Raw genomic sequence first — 18965 nt, forward strand, 5'->3', positions numbered from 1 at the left:
ACCATAATGTATATTATTTATTAATAAATCTATACTATAATAATGATTTTTATTAAGGTAGTATTATGACACATGAGTTAATATTCAAACTTCCAAAAGAAAGCTACTCTATAGCTATAGGACCATGTTCTGCAAAAAGTAGAAAGTGTAAGGAGTTTATAGCAAAAAACGAAGACGTAGGTATGAAATTTCTTATTTCTACTAAAGATGATACTGGCAAAACAGGAAAAATGTCCCTTTGTAAAGATAATAACGGTCAAGATGAGTGTACAACATCCTACACAGTTCAATCTCCAGTAATTTATAATGATCTTTTTAATGATAGCTTTAAATACGTAAGTGTTCTTTTGGATCATGATAAAGGACATTTCACTAGGATGCGCAATGAATTCGATAAATATGATATTGATTACACAGTTATGGATGACGGTGAAACACAGAATGTGCTGTCAGAGGATTTTATGATCTAATTTTCATTATACAGCTACTAAAGAGCTTTCTTGATTCCAGTGTCCGCTACTCGAATGCCGTCATTACAGTACTTGATACAGGGATCTATAGCTAAAACAATTTAAGATTCCGCTACGTGTTAGCGGAATCTATGCTGAGACACCGCGGCGGTATCTAAAAAAAGCGTTAAAGACTAGATTAGCAAAGAATTCTTTAATAGAATCAAATATTGCGAAGAGCATAAAAGTCGAATGAGTGCATTGAAAACTGGCAGCTCCATTAGATTTATGCAGATACTTAAAACAAAGAAAGTAAATCACTCTCAACTAGCAGACTTACTGAAGTTCTGGATATTGAATTGATGCCAAATTTTATTTCAAAAAGTAAATAATTTACTAACGCTCGTGCACAAATTAAAAATAAATTATGCACGAGTGTAACACTGTGAATTAGGAGTGCTATATTAAAGCTTACCTCACTATTAAAGCTATCGGTCAGATTAGATTAAAAACCTAATCTGACCGGTTTCTCTATAACCTTCTAAACCCTGATATAATTATATGGTAATTAGCTTAACTAGTGGTTAATATGCAAATTGATTTTATTTGTATGTTGAGGTAGCATAAACCATACTGTTTTACATCATTGTGCAACTTTATAAATTTTTATTGCTATTTCTATTGACTACATTAATAGTGATAGTCCTAATATTACCTGAAAATTTAGGTACTACACTGAATTGCTCTCATCCAGTTCTAAATTTTGATTTATCTTTTCGTATCGTACTAATATCTTTTTTATCAGTTGCATTTTTAGCTGTTCTACCAACACAAAATTTGACTTTTTCAGAGATGCTATCTTTTTTTGCTTATACTACCTGCTCACTCTGTGCAATTTTATCCAAGCAGATAATGTTGGTTATAATATTCTTTGAATTAATGACCATCAGTGCATTTTTTATTATCGCAGCTAGCTGTAGAGATAGTGGATCTGCAATAAGGTACGCTTGTGTACACTTTTTGGTTGGAGTTATATTGACAGCAGGATTGGCACTTCAAAGCACTAACCTGATAATTTTGGGTTTATTGATAAACTGCGCTTGTTTTCCTTTTTCGTTTTGGGTTGTTGATGCATATCCTGCTGCATCACTACATGGCACTACATATCTCTCTTTATTTACCACTAAAGTCTCTTTTTTAGTGATGCTTTTACACACTTACACCCTATGGCAAGATTGTACTGAAATATTAGCACTTGTAGGCGCCATCACTGTAATTTACAGCATTATATTTGCTTCTCTTGAGCAAAATATTCGTAGATTTCTATGCTATAATGTTGTAGGACAAATGGGCTTGCTGATTATTGCAGGAGGTTTACTCAGCCCTTCGGAAAAGGCAATACCAATTTTGATGCTACACATAATTTTCTCTCTTGTTTATCAATCATTATTGTTTGTGGTTAGCAATGCGATTATTTCGCGGACAAAAACAATTAGTTTTAATGGAGTGGGTAAATTGATGTCAGTCGAAGGCATGTGTGCTATAATTGCGATATTCACAGTGGCTGCATTTCCTGGAACCGTTGGATTTATTAGCAAATCATACATTACAGCCGAGATTGAAGCAAGTGGTGCTAATTTAGAAGTGTATAAAAATTTATACAAGATTCTAAATTTACTGCTTTATTTAAGCGTGGGGCTCAAGTTTTTCTATTACATATTTATCGCTAAAAGCAAGTCCAAACCTTCAGAAGGGAAAGAAGGTAGAATAACAATGATTATTTTAGCATTCATATGTATAATTGCTGGCAACCCTTACTTGCCTATTTACAATAACCCTTCGATTTTCGATTTTGTGTACAACACAAAAAATATTTTGTCGCAATTTAATTTGTTATTATGTACCACTTTATTGTTTATTCCTTTACGCAAGTTATTTTACCCAAGAATAAATTTTAAAATGGATATTGATTGGATTTTTAGAGCTTTCGTACCCTATATTGTCTTGCTGTTCAATCAATTGGTCTTTAAAGTGAGAGAAATGTCTGCCAACGTACTGCAAAACTTGACTAATTCACTTACTAATTTATACTTTAATAATATTACTAAACTTAAAGAAGTGATAAGTTATAACTCAGTAAGTTTTGTTTCAGCTTCTTCTCTCTTTTTAATGAGTATTCTACTAATGCTATTATGTTTAAATCGTTAACTGAAAGTTTAAATTCTGTATTTAGTAAACTGAGAGGAAAGTCGATCATTTCTGAAGATGATTTTAATCTTGCCATGCGTGAAATACGTATAGCTTTAATTGAAGCTGACGTTTCACTTGAAGTTGCAAAAAAATTCATCAACGACATTAAAGATAAAGTGATTGGGGAAAAAGTCATAAAAAGTGTTTCTCCAGCACAAATGATAATTAAAATTGTGCAGGATAATTTAGTTGCAGTTCTCGGATCAGAGAAAAGTGACTTAAATCTAGCAGTTAAACCCCCTGCTGTGATTATGATGGTGGGCTTACAAGGTGCAGGTAAAACAACTACCTCAGGAAAGCTTGCTTTAAAGCTAAAAAAGCAAAAGAAAAAAGTGATGCTTGCCTCTTTAGACATTTATAGGCCGGCTGCCCAGAAACAACTTGAGGTGCTGGGTAAACAGATAGACGTACAAACTTTATCTATAGTAATAAATGAGGAGCCTATTGCAATTACAAAAAGGGCACTGGCAGCAGCAAAGAACGATAATTATGATGTATTAATAGTAGACACCGCAGGCAGGCTTCATATTGACAATAATATGATGAATGAGTTGAAAGCCGTAAAGGAAATAGCTTCACCTGCAGAAGTTATTTTAGTAGCCGACGCAATGATAGGCCAGGATGCGGTCAACATTGCCAAATCATTCAATGAGGTAATAGGTGTAACCGGCATTATTCTCACCCGTGTTGATGGTGATGCACGTGGTGGTGCTGCTCTTTCTATGAAAATGATCACCGATTGTCCAATTAAATTTATTGCTTGTGGTGAAAAATTAAGTGACCTCGATGATTTTTATCCCGATAGAATTGCAAAAAGGATACTTAGCATGGGTGATGTTGTATCATTGGTTGAAAAAGCTGCTGAGATTGTTGGTCAGGAAGAAATTGATAAGTTACAAAAGAAAGTAAAAAAGGGTAAATTCGACCTAAACGACCTAGTGGGAATGTTAAAAACTCTGAGTAAAATGGATGGCATTAGCAACATAATGAAATTCATCCCTAGTTCATTCACAAAAAAGCTAAGTAGCAGTGTGCCAGACGACAATAAAGTGAAAAAATATATAGCCATCATAAACTCAATGACCGAAAAAGAAAGGCAAAATCCAGATATTTTAAATGGCAAAAGAAGACTTAGAATTTCTAAGGGGTCCGGAACAAGTGTAACTGACGTTAATCTTCTAATTAAGCAGTATAATCAAATGAGCTCTATGGTGAATAAATTCAGTAAAGTTGATCATAATAAACTCAAAGAATCTGATTTAATGGATATGCTGAGCAGAAAATAAATCAGCAGGTAGTAGAATGAAATAAAATCATCAATTGTAATTGCTGTTGAGTAGTGAAGTAACAAATTCAATAAATTTCCGCAGTTGGAATTGGCATAGTAATAAAAATTGATATAAGTTACTTTAGCTATATTTAATGCGTTGTTTTATAGCTAACACACCATACCACCGTGGCACTACACTAGTAACAGAACGACAATTGTCAGTAGCTCAAGTTAGGGTAGATATGGCATTCACAATATCGTTTGTAAACCTATAGCTATATATAATGAATGAATTTTTTTATATATTCGTTATTAGTATTTTGTATTTCTTGGACAGTTCCGTGGTAGATAATATTCCCTTCGTATAATACTGCTATTTTATCAGCTATTTTAAATGCACTATGAATATCATGTGTAATCGTGATAATTGTAGGGTTAAAGTCTTTAGATAATTTTATTATTATCTCGTTTACCATATCTGACATAATTGGGTCCAATCCTGAAGTTGGCTCATCCAATACAATAATTTCTGGATTGTGCGCAATCGCCCTTGCAAGTGCTACTCTTTTTTTCATTCCGCCTGATAGCTCGATTGGAAACATATCTGCTATGCTTTCCTCCAGTCCAACATCATTTAACTTCTCGATTGCTAGCTGTTTTGCCTCCTTTTCACTGATATTAAAGCGCTTTTTATAATTAAAAGATATATTTTCCCACACTGTAACGTAGTCAAATAAAGCAGAATTTTGAAATAAGACTCCAAATTTATTTTTGCTTTCACTATTTATTTTAATAGACCCTGAGTCTGGTTTTAGCAATCCAATGATTATTTTTGTTAATACAGATTTACCACTTCCTGAGCCGCCAAGTATGACTAATGATTCCCCCTTCGATATATTAAAACTTATGTTGTTTAATATCGTTCTATCATCAAAAGACAAGCTTAGGTTCAATATTGATATTATGGGGCTATACATGTATCAAAGTAATCAAGTAGTTTGCTAAAATGATCAATATGGACGAAAAAACAACAGTTGATGTTGTAGCAACACCTACTCCTCGTGCACCTTCTCTACAATGGTAACCGTAATAACAACTTGAAACAGAAATTATAGCCCCAAAAGCAGTCGCTTTCATTAGCCCAACAACAAAATCGTTTATATTAAAGAATTGAGCTGTATATTTTATGTATATATTTAAATTGTGGTTAAATTCAAAGACTGCGGTGACATACCCTCCAAATATTCCTATTAGATCTGCACATACTGTAAGTATTGGAAATACTATAACTGACGCTAGAATTCTTGGTGCAATTAAATATTTGAAAGGATTGATGTCCAAAGTTGTAAGTGCATCTATTTGTTCAGTGATGCGCATCGTGCCAATTTCTGCTGCAATTGAGGACCCAACCTTTCCTACCATTATTAAGCTAATCAAAACTGGCCCTAACTCTTTAATGATAGTGATCGTAACAAGCTTAGGTACTACTTGTTCTTGATTAATCAATAGACCACTTAAGCTACTTTGTAAAACTATAACCGCTCCTATAAAAACTCCAGTGAGCCCAACAATTGGTAAAGAGAAAAAGCCTATCTCTATAATTTGTTTTGCTACATTGCTAAAATAATACGGTGGCACAAAGCAGTGGTATAGAGATTGAATAAAAAACACAAATGCGTTACCAAGCCTCAACAGAAAGTTGATAAAGCACCTACCGATTATTCTAACACTGTTTACATCAAAGGAACTCACTTTGCATTTATCTTAGCTAAAAATTAGTTTTACTGATTTTATTAAAATTTTTATTAACTCTATCGCAGAGTATAGTCAAGATATATCTTAAGTTCAATATACTTTGATCAAAATGCTTGAGTTTAAGTTTATAAGACTGAATTGTATAAGAAAACCTTACTTATTTCGCTATTTACTTCTTGTAAAAAACATGCTACTAATAAATTGTGTTATATAATTGAATTGGAGTAAGTTTTGGCAGTTCCGAAGAGAAAAAAGTCAAAGTCAAGGCGTAATATGCATCGTTCTCATCATACTATTAAGCCTAAGAATATTGTGGTATGTGCAACAACTGGAGAATTCATGTTGCCTCACAACATAGCAGTTGACAATAGTTACAAAGGAAAACGTGTTTTCATTAAACAAAAGGCGGAGTAACTCATGATATGTTACCCACGGTCAACAACAACATAGTTATCGCACTTGATGCTATGGGAGGGGATTTTGCACCTCTTTCCGTAATTCAGGGTGCTAGTTTTTTCTTGGATAATCTTGTTGATCCAGGTGTTGAAGTTTTTTTTCATATTTATGGAGATCAGAAAGAAATATCTCCTTTGCTTTCAAAATACAAAAAAGTAATCGATAACTCCGAATTTACCCATTGCTCTGATAATGTTCTTCCAAATGATAAACCCTCTTTTGCACTGAAACATCGCAAAGATTCAAGTATGAAGGCAGCTGTTGAAGCAGTGAAAAAAGGTAAAGCTTTTGGAATGGTGTCTTCAGGCAACACTGGAGCATTGATGGCTATCTCCAGATTTATTTTAGGAACATTACCCAATATCTATCGTCCTGCTATTGCATCTGTCTGTCCAACTAAGACAAAAAGCTTTGCATTGCTTGATCTTGGTGCAAATGTTGACTGTAATACTGACTCATTATTTCAATTTGCATTAATGGGGAGTATATTTGCAAAAATAGCATTAAAAGTTGAAAATCCTGAAGTCGCTTTGCTAAACATTGGTACAGAAGAAGTGAAAGGTACTGACTCAGTAAGAGGAGCTTTTGAGTTACTCAAAAATGCTCCAAGTATTAACTTCAAAGGATATATAGAGGCAAGTGAATTTTTAGATGGTAATATAGACGTAATTGTTGCTGATGGTTTTGTTGGTAATGTAATGCTCAAGACAGCTGAGGCAACTGCTGGTACTTTTATCAGTCTAATAAAACAGGAAGTATTTAATTCATGGATGACAAAAATGCTTGTCGGCATATTGTTGAAACCCAAGCTAAATAAAGCATTAGAGCGTTTTAATCCTAAAATTAGAAGTGGAGCTATGTTTCTAGGGCTAAATGGTATCATTATAAAGAGCCACGGAAATTCTGATGCTATTTCTTTTGCTCACGCTATAAAATTTGCAGTAAATGCAATCAGTGAAAATTTAAACCAGAAGATAATTAACGGGGTAAGTCATATTGAATAAAAGTTTCATATTGAGCACTGGTTCTTACCTACCAAAAAAAATTTTGAGTAATAACGAAATTGCATCGATAGTTGAAACAAACGATGAATGGATAAGGCAAAGAACAGGAATAGTTCAAAGACATATAGCAGATGAAGGAGAACTAACGTCAGATTTAGCTGTTAATGCAGCGAAAAATGCTATAGAAAAAGCGAAAATTTCAATAGATGAAATTGGTTTGATCATAGTTGCAACAACAACACCTGACAAAACTTTTCCTAGCTGTGCAACGATTATACAAAGTAAATTAAAGTGTAAAAACGCATTTGCTTTTGATGTACAGGCAGCATGCTCTGGTTTTATATATGCAGTTACAGTTGCTGATTCACTTATAAAGTCTAACGATAGAATTAAATACGCGCTTGTTATTGGTGCTGAAATAATGTCTAGGATTGTTGATTGGGAAGATAGGTCAACTTGTGTACTCTTTGGTGATGGTGCTGGTGCAGTGATAATGAAATCAGAAATGAGTAGCAGTAGCATTATATCAACAAACTTACACTCTGATGGCAATGTGGACTTATTATGTACAAACGGAGGAATATCCTCTACTCGTGATTCTGGAAAGATACTTATGAATGGAAGAGAAGTGTTTAAACATGCAGTAGAGAAATTAACAGCCTCAGTAGAGGAAACTCTAAAATGCAATAGTTTAAAGATTACTGATATTGACTGGTTAATTCCCCATCAAGCAAACATTCGCATTATTGAAGCAGTAGTAAAGAAATTAGATTTTCCTATAGAAAAAGTAATTAATACAGTTGATAAGCATGCAAACACCTCAGCAGCGTCAATTCCACTAGCCTTAGACTATGCAGTACAAGAATCAAAAATAAAGTCAGGAAATCTGATATTGCTGATTTCAATAGGTGCAGGTTTAGCCTGGGGTTCTGTGTTACTGCGCTATTAGACTTCCTATTACCCACGCTTCTTTTTTCTCAGTTTTATCGTTACATGCTGTACTGACAAAGTTTTGAGATATTATCACAAACATTATATTCACAAGAAATACTTGACTTCACGTGTACTAAGAAGCATTTTATATATGATGTGTGCCCGTAGCTCAGTTGGATAGAGCAACAGCCTTCTAAGCTGTGGGTCGTAGGTTCGAATCCTACCGGGCACATTCTTCTATCAATGCTTTCTATAAATTTTCAAGTATTCTGGTACCACATTTTCAATTGCTAGTGGTCTAATTTTCATTGTTTCGAGATCATCTGACTTTTCGATTGAACTACTCATCATAACTTTCACCTGATCTCGAGTAAGTATAGGGCTTGCATCTCCAGTTATAGGTTTTAACAGCACAGAAACAACTTTACTTTCTAAGAAAAAGGCTATCAATCTTGCCATTGGAAAAGGTACATTGATCAGTAGACACTTTCTGTTAGTCACATTCAGAATAAACTTTAATAAGCTTTTAAAAGAGTAAACTTTTGATCCACCTATATTATAAATTTTTTTATCTTGCTTATTAAAGCTGATAATACGGTATACCACTTCAGCTAAGTTTGTTACACATATCGGCTGAAACTTCGTTATTCCACTACCGATCAACGGCAAAAAAGGAAGAATTGTTGCTAATCTTGCAAATTTATTAAAGAAATTATCTTCTTTACCAAATACAAGACTGGGCTTAATTATCATTGCTCCTTGAAACGCCGAAGCTACAGCTTTCTCACCTTTCAATTTACTTTGGGCATATTTTGATAACTTATCATTTTCTATTCCCATGGCAGAAAAATGTATCATCATGGATACATTTTTTATTTGCGCAGCTTTTGCTATTCTTTCAGCTATTCCAACATGAACTGTATAGAAATCGTATTTTCTTTTTTCATATAATATTCCTACTAAGTTTATAACAACATCACACCCCTCCATACTTTCTAAAATTGATTTTTCATTAAAAAAATCTCCTTCAAGTATTGATATTTGCCCTAAGTTGCCACATAACTTTAGACAAGCAGCTTTTTCCTGATCACGAGTAAATATTCTTATTAAATACCCCGCCGCTGCCAAGCGTCTTACGATGTGTTTTCCTATAAATCCCGTTCCACCAAAAATAACTATACGTTTTATCACAGTTAAAACTTCCAATAACTTAACTTTAAATTAATACAATAGTTTTATTTAATATTCTATTGTGAATTCCTGCACTATAAGGTCCATTCTCATTCCATGAGAACCTTTAACTAAAATTACATCATTACCTTGAACAATATTAGCTAAATTACTTTTCAATTGGTTAGAATCATCGAAATGCATGCCTTTTATATTCTCCGGTAAAAGTTTATTCAATTCTAACATAAATTTACCAACTGTATGAACTTTATTCACATTTTGTTCTACTATAGAGTCAAGCAATTCTGTATGAAATACTATGCTTTCATTACCAAGTTCTAACATATCGCCGAGTAGTGCCACTTTTCTTAAATTAGAATATGTACCTAAAGTTCTTATTGCAGCCTTCATTGAAGTAGGGTTAGCATTATAGGAGTCGTTAATCAAATGTACTAATTTTCCATTGTATTTAGCTTGATGAACATTACCTCTACCTTCTGTTACAGTAAAATTCTCAAGTGCTAGTGGTAATTTCGATAAATCAAGTCCTAGACTTTGCACAACTGCTGTCACAACTAATGCAGAGTATGTAAAATGCTCACCCCGCAAACGTAAATTACAGTTTATAATTTGACCGTTGTGCGGTTTAATTTTTAAATTTATACCGCTATCGTTTCTTATTAGGTCTAACAAACGAACAGTAGCACTTTCATTCTTACCAAAGCTCACTACATTTCTGTCAGCATTTGATAAAAGATAATCATAATGTTTATTATCCTTGTTCAAAATCAAAGTACCATTATTTTTCATACCACATAGGACTTCTAACTTCGCTTGCGCAATATCAAGTAGAGATGAAAAATTTTCAACATGCGCAGGTTCGATGTTGGTAATAACTGCAATATCCGGATTGCTAATCTTCGATAGCTCTTTTATCTCACCAGCTCTATTCATTCCCATTTCAAGGATTAAGTACTGGCAGTTTTTTGGGACTTTTAGAATAGTAAAAGGTAATCCTATATTATTATTCAAGTTATCTTTGTTTGCATAAGACGCTCCATATTGCGATAGAACAGTGTGCAGCATGTCCTTTGTAGTCGTTTTCCCGACACTACCTGTAATTGTAATAACTTTAGCATTAACAAGAACATTTCTAATGTAATATGATGCCATATTATGCAAAGCTTTTAGAGTATCTTGCACAATAATTAGAGGAAAATTTCTATATTTATCTTCGCTTACTACCGCAGCAACAGCTCCTTTTAAAAATGCTTCATGTAGAAAATCATGCCCATCAAATTTCTTTCCCTTGAGAGCAATAAATAAATCGCCTTTTTTTATGCTTCTTGTATCCGTTGAAATATTTGAGCTATATACCGAATTACAAACACCCTCCCCTCTTCCGCCAGTAGCATCGATAATATTATTTGCGTTCCATTTTAACATAATTTATCTTTAAAGGTAATTTGAACAAGAAAAGCAGCAAAAATACTACATACTTTGGTAATGTACAAATAATGATTGCTATCTCTATAATTTCATCTTATAATAGATATACAAGCTTAAATATTTTCGTCTATAATTGAGTGTATTTTACTATCTGATTGTAGAAAGTGACTTGGAGGTATGTATGGCAAAAGATGAGTCAAATAAAAAGTCTATTTTGGCTAAGATAAAAGGCGTGTTTTTTCTTGTGCCTAAAGCACTTATTTATCCTATAAAGAAACCGTTTGCTTCAATTGATGAAATGAAGCATGATGCTAAAGTTTCATTAAAAAAGGCTGTGAGTGATGTACCTAAAGAAGAAGAGAAATATGACCCACCTATAAAAACCACAGAAGCTAGTAAGTACCTTGGCATACAAATAACAAAACAAGAAAAAGGTAAGGTAAGTTTTTTAGCGTCAAGAACTTTAACGGGGGATATACCTTACTTGAGTCCAGAGAAATTAGATAAAATAAGGAAAGATCTGCCAAATATAACTATTTTTAGAGAAGAAAACAAAATTGTAATTGAAGTTGATGTTGAGAAGATTATCCAAGAAATAAAAGATAAAAATCCAGGTATAGATGAAAAAGTAATGAAAAAGTACGCTCTTGAAGGAATTTATAATAAAATTGATTATGATCTCAAAAATTTGGCAAAAATTACTGGTGGAGAGTTTAAAGTTCACACAGACCGAAAGTTGCTGTATGATATTGCAGAAAAGTTGTATAGTGGATACGATAGTAAAAAGCAACAGTCACAAGAAGTTATAAGGTCTATAGGTAAAGAAAAGTCATCAGAGAAAATTTTAAATAATTGGCAAAAAGCTATTAAACAAGATTTTGAAAGTTGCGAAAGCATAAGAGGTAGGGGGAAATAAATTATGGAGAGTGTTATGAAAGAAGTTAAAATAGAGGAAAGGTATCATAGCCTAACTGTTCCTGGAGATATGTATCATTTACAACCAGAAGTTATTGCTGCAAGAAGGGCAAAAAGAATAGAAACGTTTTCAAAAAGACACCAAATGGACTATGGGTCAGTTTTGCGTGGACAAGATATACAGCTAAAAGACGTTTCAAGTCTTGAAGATGCTTCTAGCGAAGCAGCAATAAGCCCACCTTCTACACCAAATCATAAGCAAAATAGAAGAGGACCAGGAATTTAATAAAGTATGGGTAGTACAGCTTATGATGACACTAATATTTTTGCTAAGATATTAAGAGGTGAGTTGTCTTATGAGGAAATACATAAAAATGAAAATGTGCTAGCTTTTCGTGATAAGTATCCTGATGCACCAGTTCATATTCTAGTTATACCAAAAGCTCAATACGTTTCATACGATGATTTTGTTCTGAAAGCTTCCGAAGAGGAAATAGTAAGTTTTTTTAAAACTGTTAGAGAAATAGCACATAAATATAACTTAGAAAAAACAGGATATAGATTAGTTACTAATCACGGTAAAGATGGAGAGCAAGTTATACCGCACTTTCACATACATATTTTAGGTGGTAAAAGATTAGGAAAGCATGTAAATTCATAGTGTTATATGTTTTTTAAATGAGTGAATATTTAACCATATTAATTTTTATCTGTGTATCAATTGTAGTATCCTTTACTTTAGGTGTATTACCTATGTTTCTTGCAGTCAGTAACCCAGATGGTGAAAAGCTTTCTACATATGAGTGTGGCTTTAATCCTTTATCAAGAGCCAGAAAAAGTTTCGACATAAAATTTTACTTAGTTGCAATATTGTTCATAATATTCGATTTAGAAATTGCTTTTCTTTTCCCTTGGGCCGTTTCTTTATCTAAAATAAGCTATTGCGGATTTTGGTCTATGATGATATTCCTTGCAATACTTACTATAGGCTTTATTTATGAGTGGTGTAAAGGTGCGTTGGAATGGGAATAAATTTATCTAATGGCGACTGGAATCGTTACAAAAAAGAAGGTTTTCTTATCACTAAATTTGGCGATTTAATAGATTATATAATGAACTGGGCAAGGTCTGGTTCATTGTGGCCAATGACATTTGGTCTTGCATGTTGCGCAGTAGAGATGATGCACACTGCATCCAGTCGTTATGATCTTGATAGATATGGCATAATCTTTCGTGCAAGCCCAAGGCAAGCAGATGTTATGATTGTTGCTGGCACGTTAACTAATAAAATGGCAGCAGCATTGCGTAAAGTTTATGATCAAATGGCAGATCCCAAATACGTTGTCTCTATGGGAAGTTGTGCAAATGGCGGTGGCTATTATCATTATTCTTACTCAGTAGTCCGTGGTTGCGATAGAATTGTGCCAGTTGATGTGTATGTTCCTGGATGCCCTCCAACTGCTGAGGCGTTGCTATATGGAATGCTATGTCTACAAAATAAAATAAAACGAACTAAAAATATATAGCATGGATAAAACTGCAAAATACATACAAAAAAAGACTAAATGTGAATGTATTCAGAAAAATGATGGCACTATTGTAATATATTCAGCTTTGAATGACATTGAAAATCACTTACTCTTTCTACGTGATGATGAAAAGTGTAGGCTTGAATTATTAGTTGACGTTTTTGGAGTTGATTACCCAGATAGAGAAAAACGTTTCGAGCTAATATACAATTTGCTCAGCGTTGTACACAATATCAGAGTGCACATAAAGCTTCAGTTATGTGAAGGTGATATACCTCTAAGTGTAGCAAAGATATTTAACGCAGCTTCGTGGTTTGAGCGTGAAGTATTTGATATGTATGGAATAGAGTTTTCTGATCACCCAGATTTACGTAGGATTTTAACGGATTATGGATTCAAAGGTCATCCAATGTTAAAAGATTTTCCTCTCACTGGCTACGAGGAAGTAAGATACGATATAGAGGCAAAAAAGGTTGTATATAATCCTATAGACTTACCACAAGATTTTCGTATGTTTGACAGCTTATCCCCTTGGGAAGGTAGTAAAGCCACAAAAGTAAATATAAAGGAGTAGAAAATGACAGCACAAAGAAAAAAAATATCTTTGATTGGTGCAGGAAATATCGGTGGGACTCTTGCCCATATGATTGCACTAAGAGAGCTAGGAGATGTTATTTTGCTTGATGTAAGCGATGGAATACCACAAGGTAAAGCGCTTGACATTACAGAATCATCTCCTATTGATCGATCTAATGTCAATATTACTGGTACAAATAGGTATGAAGATATAAAAAACTCTGACGCAATTATAATAACTGCTGGCATTGCCAGAAAACCTGGAATGAGCAGAGATGACCTTCTGCAAACTAATGCTGCAGTAATGAAAGAGGTTGGGGAAAATATTAAAAAACATTCTCCAAACGCATTTGTAATAGTGGTTACCAATCCTTTAGATGCTATGGTTTCAGTAGTATACAAATCTTCAAGCCTGCCAACTAATATGATTATTGGTATGGCAGGAGTGCTTGACTCTGCTCGTTTTCGTTATTTTCTTGCAAGTGAGTTAAATATTTCTGTCGAAGATGTATCTGCTTTTGTGCTTGGAGGACATGGTGACACTATGGTACCACTAATCAATTATGCTTCAATTGCTGGCATTCCACTTACCCAAATCATTGAGATGGGTTTGATTACGCGAGGAAAAGTTGATGAAATAGTTGAGCGCACTCGTAATGGTGGAAAAGAAATAGTTGATCTACTTAAATCTGGATCTGCATACTATGCTCCTGCATCTTCAGCCATAAGTATGCTAGAATCATACTTAAAAGATAAAAGGCGTATATTACCATGCGCTGCTTATCTTAATGGTGAATATGGTGTGAAAGACTTATTCATTGGTGTTCCTACTATTATTGGCAAAAATGGAGTTGAGAAAGTTCTAGAAGTTAAAATGAACGATAGTGAACAAGAGATGTTTTATAAATCTGTAAGTGCAGTAAAAGAGCTCTGTCAGCTAAATTAATTGCCCTATAGAATTTCTTTGAGCTCAAGCGTCGAAAACAGTCTAAAAAAATTATTTGTAGTTATTTTTGCTACTTGTTCCGGCGATTCATTCCATAATTCTGCTAAACAATTCACAACATATTTCACCATTGCCGGTTCATTTTTTCTTCCTCTGTAAGGCTCAGGAGATAGATAAGGTGCATCAGTTTCAACTAAAACACGCTCACGTGGCACATTTTGTGCAATTTCTCTTAGTAAGTTCGCATTTTTAAAAGTAATAATTCCAGAAAATGAAATGTATAATCCCAAGTCCATAGCCTTATAAGCAAGCTCTTTAGAAGAAGCAAAGCAATGCATTACTCCACTAAAAGCGTCCTTCTTCATTTCTGAATTTAACATATCAATCATCTCACTATCAGCATTTCTAGTGTGAATAACTAAAGGTAATCCTGTTACTTTTGCCGCTTCTATATGTGATGCAAAACTTTTTTTTTGATTGCTTTTATTATCAGATTTATAAAAATCTAATCCGGTTTCACCGATACTAATTACCTTTTTGCCCTTAGTAAATTCAATCAATTCATCAGCATTTATACACTCACCTTTTTCCACATTAGTATCAAGCGGATGTATACCAACGGAGCAGTAGACTTGATCATAGGATGAAGAGATTTTTAATAATTTAGGGATATCATTAATGCTTATACATATGTTATGCAAAATTCTCACACCATTTTGCTCTGCTCTTGAAATTACCTTTGGTATTTCATCATCAGAAAAATAAATTAGATGACAATGAGAATCAACTATCATAAATAGATCCTTTTATGATAGAAGAAAACTCTTCTATCACTTTTTTATAAACTTCTTTTTTGAACGGTATGGCACTGGCTACCAAATCATCCACATTTTGCCAACGCCACTCTTTGAACTCTGGATGATCAGTATAGTTAATATTAATATCCTTATCCTTCCCACAAAATTTCATTAAGAACCATCTTTGCTTTTGGCCAGAATATCTCCCATTCCAGCATGTTGGTATAACTTCCTCAGGTAAGTTATAGTGTATCCACTCTTTATTTTTAGCCACAATTTCTGCTTTATCAGTACCAACTTCTTCCAATAGCTCACGTAGCGCTGCCTGCTCTAGCTCTTCACCATCATCAATTCCCCCCTGTGGCATCTGCCAATAAGAGTCACTATCAAAGCGTTTTCCAATAAAAACATTTCCCTGTTTGTTAAATAACATTATGCCAACACAAGGGCGATACTCTTTCTCCTCACTAATCACAAATACTCTCTGTTGCTAAATTATCTATCATAGAAGTTCCAACTACTTTTTTACTATTCATTTTTTCAACAATTTTTTTTGCAACTTCTTTTGCGCTTAAGTTTGAGTTATCAATTTCAAGTGAACCTTGAGGCACAAATAGTTTCTTTCCTTTAATTCTTCTCATAGCAAAATCTGAATCAGTAATTTTTCTCTCCTGCTCTCTTTCCTTTAATTGAACGCGCTTTACTAGTTCTCCACTATTACAATATAACACCACAGGGAGAATCTCCACGTTCATTTTTTTACTTAAATTCACCACTGAGTTATATACTTTTTGATCATAGGAATCACCTTTTATCAATTCGTTTGTAAATATATAATGCTTTGATTCTATATGGTATTTTTCCAATATTGCTAATATATTCTCTCTAATCACAAAAATTTCTTCCCATATTTCACTTGTAACCTCAGCGTTTCTGAAATCAATCATATCAAATATAATATTATTAAACAGGTTATTGTCTACTATCACCCCATCAATAATATTACACAGCTCTTTTGCAATCGTAAGTTTGCCACTACCCGGAAATCCGATTAAGTAAATGATCATACCATCAGAAAACTATCATATATTACAAATATATGTATTATAAACGTTACACTAGAAACATATCAAAAATAGTTCATATTCAGAAATTTTGAGTGTATCATTACAGATAAATTATATAATTTAGAATAATGAATGGTGATACAGAATCAATAAAAAATACAATTGTAGATGTAATAGATCAAAACAAAGGTCAAGATATAGTTACTTTTGATGTACAGAATAAAACTGTCATTGCAAAATATATGATCATTGCATCCGGTGATTCGAGCCGCCATGTAAAAGCATTAGCTGAGCAAGTGATGAAAAATCTCAAGCAATATGATAAAATAGATGTAGAAGGTATGGATGAAGGTAACTGGGTGATTGTGAATTTTCAAGGTATAATGGTTCACCTATTCAGGCCAGAAGTAAGAGAATATTATAAGATAGAAGAGTTATGGAATTGATTATCCAGGTAGCTGGTATACACTTGCTCAAATGTTGTAATTTTGAAGGCAACCCTTATGAAGTTGGTGGTGTCATTCCAGTGCTTGACACTGGAATCTAGAAAACTTAATCATAAACGAGCACACTATACAACATTTTTGATGAAATTTCATAATAAACTGGATTCCAGCGTCAAGCACTGGAATGACGCCATCGTTAACAACACCGTTTACACACAAAATAACATATTATGAAACATAAATCCGAGTTTTTAAACTTCATTCAAGAAAGAGGATACCTATATCAATGTACAAACATTGATAGGTTAGACCAGCTATTATCACAAGACAATTATATAATTGCATACATTGGGTTTGATTGTACGGCACCAAGTTTGCATATTGGCAGTCTCATTCAAATCATGATGCTCCGTCACCTACAAAAATTCGGTTATAAGCCAATAATTCTACTTGGAGGTGGCACAACAAAAATTGGTGACCCATCTGGTAAAGACAAAGCAAGAAGCGTCTTGCCGATAGAAGATATCAATCAAAATATACTTGGTATAAAGAAAACCCTCGAGAAGATGATATCTTTCGATTATGGAAAAACTGGTGCAATCATAGTAAACAACGCAGATTGGTTAGATAACATAAAATATATAGACTTTTTGCGTGATATAGGGACACATTTTTCTGTAAATCGCATGTTAGGCTTTGATAGTGTGAAAATTAGGCTAGATAGGGAGCAAAATCTAAGCTTTCTCGAGTTTAATTACATGTTGTTACAAGCCTATGATTTTGTCGAGTTGAATAAAAAGTATGGCTGTCGTCTCCAGATTGGAGGGTCAGACCAATGGGGAAATATAGTAAACGGAATTGAACTTGGCAAAAAGTTAAATTTACCTGAGCTGTTTGGTCTTACCACACCTCTTTTATTAAACGCACAAGGAAAAAAGATGGGCAAAACTGAAAGTGGAGCAGTATGGCTTGATGGTAGCATGCTAAAGCCCTATGACTACTGGCAATATTTTCGCAATGTTGATGATCAAGATGTTGGTCGTTTTTTGAGACTTTTCACTGATTTATCAATTGATGAAATTAAAAAACTAGAGTCCTTGAAGGATCAAGAAACAAACGAAGCAAAAAAGGTCTTGGCAACAGAAGTGACAAAAATATGTCACGGTTGTAAAGAAGCGAAACTTGCACGATCTGCTGCAATCTCTGCTTTTGAAAATGAAGACAGTTCATTGCTTTCTGGTTACACTATCACAAGAGAACAAGTTGCAAATGGCATACTCCTGATAGACTTGCTTCATGACACCGGTTTTGAACCTTCAAAAGGTGCGGCAAAGCGTTTAATACAGGGAAATGGATGTAAAGTTAATGATAATACTATAAACGATGTTAACTATACAATAAACTCTGAAAGCTTTGAAGGTCAGCCATTTATCAAATTATCTGCAGGAAAGAAACGCCATATTAAAATTTTAGTGAGTGAAGTAAGAAAGTGAATTTGTATCTGTTCAGCAGAGTGGTAAAATAAGGTAGCCAAGAAAAGATAATTATAGGAACAAATGGATATCATTGAAGCAGCTGACACTGTGGCAGAATCGCTAGGCAATCCTACTATCGCTAGCAGTTTCTTGCTGTCGATTTGCTAAGATTGGTTTATCAACTTGAGTATCAGGCTTTGACAATTTATATATAGCATTGCCAACTATTAGTGCTGTTGCTGTAATTGCAACTACTGCTATAACTATAGGTATTAACTCAGCTGTAATTGCTCCGGCTGTAAAAAGTGCTATAGATATAGCAGTACCTAATAATGCAGTTACTCCACCGGGGCTTTGTTGCATCACTATCTATGAAAGGCTAACTATACAAGCAGCTTATTGAAAATCTTATTTTTTGCAATCAATCTGATCAAATTTAAGAATAGTAATTTATTGTTTGTACTAGTAAATTTAATTC

Annotated in this window: 22 protein-coding genes, 1 tRNA gene and 1 pseudogene; 16 read left to right on the forward strand and 8 right to left on the reverse strand. The window is 33.8% G+C overall.

Features of this window, described 5'->3' with window-relative positions:
- Window positions 1-65: 65 nt before the first annotated feature.
- The 3 genes from OOL05_RS04950 (at window position 66) to ffh (ending at window position 3985) form a co-directional block, all read left to right on the forward strand.
- The gene (locus OOL05_RS04950; RefSeq protein ID WP_264730050.1) at window positions 66-470 is read left to right on the forward strand and encodes a hypothetical protein; all 405 of its coding nucleotides are present in this window, start codon (window positions 66-68) and stop codon (window positions 468-470) included.
- A gap of 627 nt (window positions 471-1097) precedes the next feature.
- Entirely contained in the window at window positions 1098-2657 is a 1560-nt protein-coding gene (locus OOL05_RS04955; protein WP_064085475.1) for a proton-conducting transporter transmembrane domain-containing protein, read from the forward strand.
- A complete protein-coding gene (gene ffh, locus OOL05_RS04960; protein WP_264730052.1) occupies window positions 2642-3985 on the forward strand; it encodes a signal recognition particle protein in 1344 nt (447 codons plus the stop codon). Before OOL05_RS04955 ends, ffh begins: the two co-directional genes overlap by 16 nt.
- Before the next feature lie 259 nt (window positions 3986-4244).
- Here the strand turns inward: ffh and OOL05_RS04965 are convergent, their stop codons facing one another.
- Together OOL05_RS04965 and OOL05_RS04970 are read right to left on the reverse strand one after the other, a co-directional pair.
- Window positions 4245-4946 (reverse strand): ABC transporter ATP-binding protein, encoded by a 702-nt coding sequence (locus OOL05_RS04965; protein WP_010405332.1) that lies wholly within the window; start codon window positions 4944-4946, stop codon window positions 4245-4247.
- Window positions 4939-5721 carry an MlaE family ABC transporter permease gene (locus OOL05_RS04970; protein WP_029237671.1) on the reverse strand — a complete coding sequence of 261 codons (783 nt, stop codon included), beginning with the start codon at window positions 5719-5721 and terminating at the stop codon, window positions 4939-4941. The genes OOL05_RS04965 and OOL05_RS04970 overlap by 8 nt, the downstream gene beginning before the upstream one ends.
- 234 nt (window positions 5722-5955) lie before the next feature.
- On the opposite strand from OOL05_RS04970, the gene rpmF reads away from it, so the two are divergent.
- From rpmF to OOL05_RS04990, 4 genes are all read left to right on the forward strand, one after another.
- Window positions 5956-6138, forward strand: a complete 183-nt coding sequence (gene rpmF, locus OOL05_RS04975) for a 50S ribosomal protein L32 (RefSeq protein ID WP_029237672.1) — start codon at window positions 5956-5958, stop codon at window positions 6136-6138.
- Window positions 6139-6146: 8 nt separating this feature from the next.
- Window positions 6147-7184, forward strand: a complete 1038-nt coding sequence (gene plsX / locus OOL05_RS04980) for a phosphate acyltransferase PlsX (RefSeq protein WP_010405337.1) — start codon at window positions 6147-6149, stop codon at window positions 7182-7184.
- Window positions 7177-8133: a beta-ketoacyl-ACP synthase III gene (locus tag OOL05_RS04985; protein ID WP_264377619.1), complete on the forward strand. Its 957-nt coding sequence runs from the start codon at window positions 7177-7179 to the stop codon at window positions 8131-8133. Before plsX ends, OOL05_RS04985 begins: the two co-directional genes overlap by 8 nt.
- Before the next feature lie 142 nt (window positions 8134-8275).
- Window positions 8276-8349 (forward strand) — tRNA-Arg (locus OOL05_RS04990).
- 8 nt (window positions 8350-8357) lie between these two features.
- On the opposite strand, the gene OOL05_RS04995 is transcribed toward OOL05_RS04990, so the two are convergent.
- Window positions 8358-9323, reverse strand: a complete 966-nt coding sequence (locus OOL05_RS04995) for a complex I NDUFA9 subunit family protein (protein WP_064085471.1) — start codon at window positions 9321-9323, stop codon at window positions 8358-8360.
- A gap of 33 nt (window positions 9324-9356) precedes the next feature.
- Window positions 9357-10733, reverse strand: coding sequence for a UDP-N-acetylmuramoyl-tripeptide--D-alanyl-D-alanine ligase (locus tag OOL05_RS05000; RefSeq protein ID WP_264336529.1), 1377 nt, complete (start codon window positions 10731-10733; stop codon window positions 9357-9359).
- Window positions 10734-10917: 184 nt separating this feature from the next.
- On the opposite strand from OOL05_RS05000, the gene OOL05_RS05005 reads away from it, so the two are divergent.
- The 7 genes from OOL05_RS05005 to mdh are packed head-to-tail and all read left to right on the forward strand — an operon-like array spanning window position 10918 to window position 14702.
- Window positions 10918-11652 carry a hypothetical protein gene (locus tag OOL05_RS05005; protein WP_264375987.1) on the forward strand — a complete coding sequence of 245 codons (735 nt, stop codon included), beginning with the start codon at window positions 10918-10920 and terminating at the stop codon, window positions 11650-11652.
- 3 nt (window positions 11653-11655) lie between these two features.
- Complete coding sequence (locus tag OOL05_RS05010; RefSeq protein ID WP_010403548.1) at window positions 11656-11937, forward strand: hypothetical protein; 282 nt, start codon at window positions 11656-11658, stop codon at window positions 11935-11937.
- Between the two features lie 6 nt (window positions 11938-11943).
- Window positions 11944-12312, forward strand: a complete 369-nt coding sequence (locus OOL05_RS05015; RefSeq protein WP_006014413.1) for an HIT domain-containing protein — start codon at window positions 11944-11946, stop codon at window positions 12310-12312.
- 17 nt (window positions 12313-12329) lie between these two features.
- Window positions 12330-12683 (forward strand): NADH-quinone oxidoreductase subunit A, encoded by a 354-nt coding sequence (locus tag OOL05_RS05020; protein WP_064085468.1) that lies wholly within the window; start codon window positions 12330-12332, stop codon window positions 12681-12683.
- Entirely contained in the window at window positions 12674-13177 is a 504-nt protein-coding gene (locus tag OOL05_RS05025) for a NuoB/complex I 20 kDa subunit family protein (RefSeq protein ID WP_007302257.1), read from the forward strand. Before OOL05_RS05020 ends, OOL05_RS05025 begins: the two co-directional genes overlap by 10 nt.
- Before the next feature lies 1 nt (window position 13178).
- The gene (locus OOL05_RS05030) at window positions 13179-13754 is read left to right on the forward strand and encodes an NADH-quinone oxidoreductase subunit C (RefSeq protein ID WP_017532371.1); all 576 of its coding nucleotides are present in this window, start codon (window positions 13179-13181) and stop codon (window positions 13752-13754) included.
- A gap of 3 nt (window positions 13755-13757) precedes the next feature.
- Window positions 13758-14702: a malate dehydrogenase gene (gene mdh, locus OOL05_RS05035; RefSeq protein WP_064085466.1), complete on the forward strand. Its 945-nt coding sequence runs from the start codon at window positions 13758-13760 to the stop codon at window positions 14700-14702.
- 5 nt (window positions 14703-14707) lie between these two features.
- Here mdh and OOL05_RS05040 read toward each other — a convergent pair whose 3' ends face one another.
- Genes OOL05_RS05040 through OOL05_RS05050 form a run of 3 tightly spaced genes read right to left on the reverse strand, consistent with a single transcriptional unit; the run spans window position 14708 to window position 16566 of the window.
- Window positions 14708-15496, reverse strand: a complete 789-nt coding sequence (locus tag OOL05_RS05040; RefSeq protein ID WP_264730058.1) for a TatD family hydrolase — start codon at window positions 15494-15496, stop codon at window positions 14708-14710.
- On the reverse strand, window positions 15486-15974 hold the full coding sequence (locus OOL05_RS05045) for an RNA pyrophosphohydrolase (RefSeq protein WP_264730060.1): 489 nt from the start codon (window positions 15972-15974) through the stop codon (window positions 15486-15488). Before OOL05_RS05045 ends, OOL05_RS05040 begins: the two co-directional genes overlap by 11 nt.
- A complete protein-coding gene (locus tag OOL05_RS05050; protein WP_264730062.1) occupies window positions 15967-16566 on the reverse strand; it encodes an adenylate kinase family protein in 600 nt (199 codons plus the stop codon). Before OOL05_RS05050 ends, OOL05_RS05045 begins: the two co-directional genes overlap by 8 nt.
- A gap of 128 nt (window positions 16567-16694) precedes the next feature.
- Here OOL05_RS05050 and rsfS point away from each other — a divergent pair, with 128 nt between their 5' ends.
- Entirely contained in the window at window positions 16695-17012 is a 318-nt protein-coding gene (gene rsfS / locus OOL05_RS05055) for a ribosome silencing factor (RefSeq protein ID WP_064085463.1), read from the forward strand.
- 230 nt (window positions 17013-17242) lie between these two features.
- The gene (gene tyrS / locus OOL05_RS05060; protein ID WP_264730063.1) at window positions 17243-18505 is read left to right on the forward strand and encodes a tyrosine--tRNA ligase; all 1263 of its coding nucleotides are present in this window, start codon (window positions 17243-17245) and stop codon (window positions 18503-18505) included.
- Between the two features lie 102 nt (window positions 18506-18607).
- Here the strand turns inward: tyrS and OOL05_RS05065 are convergent.
- A pseudogene (locus OOL05_RS05065) lies at window positions 18608-18835 on the reverse strand (ankyrin repeat domain-containing protein); the annotation flags it as partial.
- Window positions 18836-18965 lie beyond the last annotated feature (130 nt).

The sequence above is a fragment of the Wolbachia endosymbiont (group B) of Episyrphus balteatus genome (genome assembly GCF_947250575.1).
Taxonomy (GTDB): Bacteria; Pseudomonadota; Alphaproteobacteria; order Rickettsiales; family Anaplasmataceae; genus Wolbachia.

Coding starts and splice junctions, on each gene's coding strand:
- OOL05_RS04950 (WP_264730050.1), top strand. CDS start 66: ATGACACATGAGTTAATATTCAAACTTCCAAAAGAAAGCTACTCTATA.
- ffh (WP_264730052.1), top strand. CDS start 2,642: ATGTTTAAATCGTTAACTGAAAGTTTAAATTCTGTATTTAGTAAACTG.
- OOL05_RS04965 (WP_010405332.1), bottom strand. CDS start 4,946: ATGTATAGCCCCATAATATCAATATTGAACCTAAGCTTGTCTTTTGAT.
- plsX (WP_010405337.1), top strand. CDS start 6,147: ATGTTACCCACGGTCAACAACAACATAGTTATCGCACTTGATGCTATG.
- OOL05_RS05000 (WP_264336529.1), bottom strand. CDS start 10,733: ATGTTAAAATGGAACGCAAATAATATTATCGATGCTACTGGCGGAAGA.
- OOL05_RS05005 (WP_264375987.1), top strand. CDS start 10,918: ATGGCAAAAGATGAGTCAAATAAAAAGTCTATTTTGGCTAAGATAAAA.
- OOL05_RS05010 (WP_010403548.1), top strand. CDS start 11,656: ATGGAGAGTGTTATGAAAGAAGTTAAAATAGAGGAAAGGTATCATAGC.
- OOL05_RS05015 (WP_006014413.1), top strand. CDS start 11,944: ATGGGTAGTACAGCTTATGATGACACTAATATTTTTGCTAAGATATTA.
- OOL05_RS05020 (WP_064085468.1), top strand. CDS start 12,330: ATGAGTGAATATTTAACCATATTAATTTTTATCTGTGTATCAATTGTA.
- OOL05_RS05025 (WP_007302257.1), top strand. CDS start 12,674: ATGGGAATAAATTTATCTAATGGCGACTGGAATCGTTACAAAAAAGAA.
- OOL05_RS05030 (WP_017532371.1), top strand. CDS start 13,179: ATGGATAAAACTGCAAAATACATACAAAAAAAGACTAAATGTGAATGT.
- mdh (WP_064085466.1), top strand. CDS start 13,758: ATGACAGCACAAAGAAAAAAAATATCTTTGATTGGTGCAGGAAATATC.
- OOL05_RS05040 (WP_264730058.1), bottom strand. CDS start 15,496: ATGATAGTTGATTCTCATTGTCATCTAATTTATTTTTCTGATGATGAA.
- OOL05_RS05050 (WP_264730062.1), bottom strand. CDS start 16,566: ATGATCATTTACTTAATCGGATTTCCGGGTAGTGGCAAACTTACGATT.
- rsfS (WP_064085463.1), top strand. CDS start 16,695: ATGAATGGTGATACAGAATCAATAAAAAATACAATTGTAGATGTAATA.
- tyrS (WP_264730063.1), top strand. CDS start 17,243: ATGAAACATAAATCCGAGTTTTTAAACTTCATTCAAGAAAGAGGATAC.